At 25.6% G+C, this 5,959-nt stretch carries 4 protein-coding genes; all 4 read left to right on the top strand.

The window, feature by feature from the left end; genetic code table 11:
* Nucleotides 1–170 precede the first annotated feature (170 nt).
* The 4 genes from ACFPOH_RS11505 (at nucleotide 171) to ACFPOH_RS11490 (ending at nucleotide 5,860) form a co-directional block, all read left to right on the top strand.
* Entirely contained in the window at nucleotides 171–1,274 is a 1,104-nt protein-coding gene (locus ACFPOH_RS11505; protein ID WP_390309756.1) for a glycosyltransferase, read from the top strand.
* Between the two features lie 341 nt (nucleotides 1,275–1,615).
* Entirely contained in the window at nucleotides 1,616–2,854 is a 1,239-nt protein-coding gene (locus ACFPOH_RS11500) for a glycosyltransferase (RefSeq protein WP_390309754.1), read from the top strand.
* 15 nt (nucleotides 2,855–2,869) lie between these two features.
* The gene (locus ACFPOH_RS11495; protein WP_390309753.1) at nucleotides 2,870–4,576 is read left to right on the top strand and encodes an asparagine synthetase B family protein; all 1,707 of its coding nucleotides are present in this window, start codon (nucleotides 2,870–2,872) and stop codon (nucleotides 4,574–4,576) included.
* A 12-nt stretch (nucleotides 4,577–4,588) separates the two neighbouring features.
* Nucleotides 4,589–5,860: an oligosaccharide flippase family protein gene (locus ACFPOH_RS11490; protein ID WP_390309751.1), complete on the top strand. Its 1,272-nt coding sequence runs from the start codon at nucleotides 4,589–4,591 to the stop codon at nucleotides 5,858–5,860.
* The last annotated feature ends 99 nt before the right edge of the window (nucleotides 5,861–5,959 follow it).

Here is a 5,959-nt window from a genome sequence, read left to right as displayed (position 1 = left end):
GTACAGGAAAGAAAGCAAAAATGCATTTCAATCTGGTGACGTTAATTTATAATACCTGCAAACTAGCAGTTGATCGAATCAATGCTTTATTACAGCAACAAAACCAAGTTGCATAATTAAAAAAAAAACGAAGTTTTTAGTATAGGGGTACTCTATACTTCAGAAAAACTATGATTTATGAAATTGATTCAATTAAAGGAAATTTAGAAAGAAATGTTCCGATAATAACACAAATAATGGTGGCGTTAGAAAAAAAGTATGAAGTAAGTGTAATTTGTTCAAAGTGTGATATTAAGCTATTCGATTTACTGGAGAAAAAAGGAGCAAAAATCTATTGTTCGTCACATAATACCTTTGGTACATCTATAATTAAAAAAGTATCTGATTGGTATGGGGTTAGAAAAAATTTTAAAGAAATACTACATAGAATATATACTAATCGAGATATATTATATATTGGCTCTGTAGATACTGCTCTTGCTATGGGAAAAGAAATAATGAAATATCCGTATATTCTTCATATTAGAGAATTGTATGATACTCATCCGATTTATTTAAAGTTAATGAGACCTTTCGCTCAGTCAGCTAAAGTTGTGATAATACCGGAATATTCACGGGCTGCAATTTTAAAATGTTGGTTAAATTTAAAGAAAACACCGGTTGTTATACCAAATAAAACATATGATCATCCTAGGAAAAGAAATATTAAAATATATAATTATGACTTAAACAGAATGATCAATAGTTTATCTGATAAAAAGATTCTTTTATATCAAGGACATATAGGCAGAGATCGTGGAATTAAAGAATTGATTGGATCGTTAATGAAAAATTTAGATGATAATTATGTTCTTGTATTAATGGGGCAAAATCATGATGGATTCGTAGAAGAATTAATAAGTAAGTATCCTCGAGTGTATCATATTAATCATGTTCCAGCCCCCTTCCACTTACAAATAACAAGTCATGCATATATTGGATTAGTAACGTATGATGATAGTAATTTAAATAATATTTTTTGTGCACCTAATAAAATATATGAATATAGTGGATTTGGAATACCAATATTAGGTCGCGATATTCCAGGTTTAAAATATACAATAGGTAACAATAATGCTGGTTTATGCGTAGATATTACAAACGAAAATGAAGTGCAACAAGCTTTAAGGGAAATTGATAAAAATTATAACTTTTATTCAGAAAATGCTAGTAAGTTCTTTGAAGATACAGATTTAGAAAAGTTATTTGGTAGAATAATGAAAGAATTTGATTGAATAGGTATAACTTTAATTAATATAATTTTGAATTTAATAAGAAATAAGTTGTCTTATTTTATTAATGCAAATGGTTCGGATGATTTTTGGTTTGAATTGAAACGAAAACTTGCTGTTAACAAAAACATTTGAATATTTAAAATTTTTTAGATAAAAAATCAGAATATACTTCACAGTATTTATTACTATTATTTAACTTTGGATCCTTGTTTGATTGGCATCATGTTTTCATGTCTAGTTAATATTATATGTTTATTGTATGTATATATTATTTGTTCAGTACTTTGAAGGCTTTATTTTTTGTTAAAGCTAAAATTTTTAAAGGGGTTAAGTCAAAATAAATGAAGAAAAATCTAGTAATACTAGACGAATTTTTTCCTTTTTTAAACAAAGAGCCTTTTTTAGAAACTGAAATTAATTTTTATAACAATTGCAATGTTTATATTTTTGCTTGTAGTGCAGATAGTAGTATGCCTTATCGAAAAATAAAAAACAAAAATATAAAGTTTTTTGCTCAAAAAAAGGAAAAAAGTAAACTAAAAAAGGTCTTCAGATATATAAATGCAGTATTTTCGGTTGATTTCTTTAAGGAATTATTATTTTTATTAAGAAATAAAAAATTTAATTTACTAAGAATAAAGCAATTATTATCATTTCTTTCAATATCAAGATACAAGTATAAGTGGATTAAGAAAGAACTAGTTAATTTGGGTATAAATCAAAATTCGAATATTATTTTTTATTCTTATTGGATGCATTTTCATGCCTACACGGCTTTATTGTTAAAAAATGATTTCAAAAATAGTAAGGTGGTTACTAGATGTCATGGATTTGACCTATATGAGTATAGGAATTCATTAAATTATATTCCCTTGAGAAAAAAAGTATTATCCAATATTGATGAGATTTATTCTATTTCAGAAGATGGAAAAAGTTATTTAACTGAAAATTATCCAAATATAAAAATGAATATAAAGGTGTCAAAATTAGGTACAATTGATTATGGTTTGATGGATGAACCTGGAGAACGAAATCCATTAAAAATTGTCTCATGTTCTTGGGTTGTACCTGTAAAAAGATTAGATCGTATTATTAATGCTTTACAATTAATTAATGATATAGATATAGAATGGACACACTATGGTGATGGAGAATTATTAGATTCAATTAAAAATTTAGCTAGTTTAAGCCTGGGGAATAAAACAAATATTACTTATCATTTTAAAGGTTCAATTTCAAATCAACAAATATTAGAAGATTATTTAAATGAACAATATCATTTATTTATTAATGTAAGTGAATCTGAGGGGATACCAGTTTCTATTATGGAAGCTATATCTTTCGGCATACCAGTAATTGCACCTAATGTAGGTGGAGTTAAGGAAATTGTTGTTAATAATATAAATGGAATGTTATTAGCTAAAGATTTTACAGATGACCAATTAATTAATGCTATTAAATGGATCGCAGATATGTCAGATAGCGAGTACTCTAATTTAAGACAGTCTACTAGAAAGTTTTGGGAAGATAATTATAGTGCGAATAAAAATTATTCGACTTTCATTGAAAATATAGTTTGAAAGGAATAGGAGTATATGCCAGGTTTTTATATAAGCACTTATAGAACTCATAATGAAATAGATAATTATTACAATGAAAAATGTATAAAAAATGAAATAAAAAATAACAAGTATGTAATAAAAAGAAACACCCTTAACCGTTTTCTTGACGATAAAGTTTTTTCTGAAAATGAAAAATATATAATTATAGTCGAGGGTGTCATTCTTAATAAAAAAGATTTAATTCAAAAATATAATAAAAAAACTTTTTTTGATACTATTGTCCATATGTTTGAAGAAGTGGGGGAAAGTTTTTTTAAAGAGTTTAGAGGCAGCTTTTCTGGTGCTTTATATAGCAAAAAGGATGATTATTGGATAATTTATACTAATCATGTCGGTGATACTCCTGTTTTTTATTATTATAATGATAATAACTTTATTGTTGGCAGTGAGATTAATTATATTGTTGAGACATTAAAAAAGGAAAACATAAATTTTAATATAAATGAACAATCAATTTATTCAATATTAACCTATTCATTCATGATTGATGATCAGACTCTAATAAAAGAAATAAAAAAAATTGACTTAGGTTCTTATATAAAAATAACAAAAAATCAATTAAAAGAATTTAAATACTTCGAACTAACAGATGATAGATATGATGTAAAAGATATGTCCATTGATGAGTTAGTAGAGCAAATTGATATAAAATTTAAGAATGCTATAAACTTGGAATATTCAAAAGATATTGAATACGGGTATCAACATTTTAATGAATTAAGTGGTGGACTGGACTCAAGAATGACTTTATGGGTGGCTCACGAATTAGGATATAAGAACAATTTAGTAGTTACTTATTCAAAATCCGGTTATTATGATCAAAAAATCGCAGAGGAAATTACATCATATTTACAGTATAACTGGATATTTAAATCGCTAGATGATCCGAATATTATTTTTGATTTAGATGAAAATGTAAAAATGAATTTCGGATTAAATTGCTATTTTAATGTTACAAAGAGTAATGCAACGTATAAACTGATTAATTTCGATAATATAGGAATTTGCCATACCGGGCAAATTGGGGATGTAGTATTAGGTACCTATTTAAATTCTGTTGAAAATAATAAACTTTCAACTTTTAAATATGCGGAGTCATATAAATTGATTGATAGATTAGATAAAAATATTTTAGAAAAATATAAGAATGAAGAATTATTTGCAATGAACGTACGAGCATTAAGGGGTGTACTAAATTCACATATAATAAGAAAGAACTATTTTGAAACAACTTCTCCTTTTTTAGATATAGACTTTTTAGAATTTTGTATGAGCATACCTTTAGAATATAGAATTAACCATAAATTATATAAACAATGGATGAAAAAAAAATATCCCAAAGCTTGTGATTTTATATGGGAAAAAACAAAATCAAAGGTAAATGCTAGTGATTTTAGAGTTTTTATTAACAAAGCGATTATATTAGGACCGAAAAAAATTGCTAGAATAATGGGAGTTAAAACTAAAGTAAAACCGAATTCAATGAATCCTTATGATTATTGGTATCAAAATAATACCCATATTAAGCAATTTATGGATACGTATTATAAAAATGAAATTAATAATTATAAAATTAGTAAAAGATTAAGAGAAGACATGATTTATTTATATAATGAAGGAAATGCTTTCGAAAAGTCCCAAGTATTAACAGTTCTCTCGACACTAAAATTATATTTTTAATTTAATTTGAAAATGAAAGATATTTTACGAAATTTAATTAAAAAGGGACTTTTCGATATTTTAGGTGCGAATTTATTAAATAGGATTATCGGTTTTGCAAGTAGTATAGTATTAGTAAGAATTTTAACAAAAGAAGAATTTGGTTTATATAGTTATGCAGACAATCTTGTGAAGTTTTTTTTGTTGTTTAATGCATTGGGTGTAACAGCAGGAATATTACAATTTTGTAGTGAGACTAGAGATTCAGATAAAAAATACTCTTATTTTAAATATGGTATTAGGTTAGGTGTATTGTTCAATTTCTTTGTCAGTTTATTAATTTTATTCTATGGTCTTCTATTTCCATTGAAACTCGAAAATGCAAGATTTATATTAATCAGTATGTTTTTATTGCCCATGGTCAGTTTATTATTTGAAGCAATTCAAATGTACTTTAGGGCAACGTTGCAGAATAGATATTTTTCTTTGTTGAGTTCTTTAAATACCTTTCTTATTTTTCTTTGTTCAATTTTAGGTGCATATTTTTTTCAAGCTATTGGGGTAGTATTGCTTAAATATATAGCTTATTTAATTTCTATACTTGTTGGAGTTAAATTATTGAAAGACTTTTTTCAATTTATTAAAGCACCTAAATTGTTATACAATGAGCGAAAAAATTTTATAAAGTTTTCTATGGTTTCTTCCTTTAATAATGCAATTGCCCAATTACTTTATGTAATTGATATTTTTTTAATAGGAATATTGATTGTCGATGCAAATGAAATTGCATCATATAAAACTGCAACCTTGATACCATTTGCTTTAAACTTTATCCCATTATCAATAATGACTTTTATATATCCTTATTTTGCAAAAAATCATTCTAATAAAAAATGGATTAAAGATAATTATAAGAAGCTCACTAAATATTTACTAATAATAAATTCTGTAATATCAATATTTTTAATTATATTTGCGAAGTTCATAATAAAATTGTTATTTGGTTCACAATACTTAGATTCAGTATATATATTTCAAATTTTGGCTTTTGGCTATTTCATAGCAGGTACATTTAGAATCCCAGCGGGAAATATATTAGTAATGTTGAAAAAATTAAAGTTCAACTTTTACCTTTCGATAATTACGGGAATACTTAACATTGTTTTAGGGATTATTTTAATTTATAAGTTTGGTGCAATTGGTGCTGCTTTTTCAACTATATTAGTATTTATATTCACTTCGTTATTAGGATCTATATATTTGAATTTAGTATTAAGAAGAGGCTGGGACAAAACCCTCCTCTAAAATGGAAACAGCCCATGAAATGTTGGAATGAAATTTCATGGGCTATTACTATTTTTTTAATAAAAATAAGGACATCTTCTGATAAAATTTAAGTATCTA

The organism is Ureibacillus suwonensis (assembly GCF_042655065.1).
Lineage (GTDB): Bacteria > Bacillota > Bacilli > Bacillales_A > Planococcaceae > Ureibacillus > Ureibacillus suwonensis.
The sequence above is the reverse complement of the archived record's forward strand: the minus strand, read 5'-3'. Positions and strand labels throughout refer to the sequence as shown.

Excerpts from the sequence above, each read along its gene's own strand:
- ACFPOH_RS11495 (WP_390309753.1), top strand. The coding sequence starts at position 2,870 with ATGCCAGGTTTTTATATAAGCACTTATAGAACTCATAATGAAATAGAT.
- ACFPOH_RS11505 (WP_390309756.1), top strand. The coding sequence starts at position 171 with ATGATTTATGAAATTGATTCAATTAAAGGAAATTTAGAAAGAAATGTT.
- ACFPOH_RS11490 (WP_390309751.1), top strand. The coding sequence starts at position 4,589 with ATGAAAGATATTTTACGAAATTTAATTAAAAAGGGACTTTTCGATATT.
- ACFPOH_RS11500 (WP_390309754.1), top strand. The coding sequence starts at position 1,616 with ATGAAGAAAAATCTAGTAATACTAGACGAATTTTTTCCTTTTTTAAAC.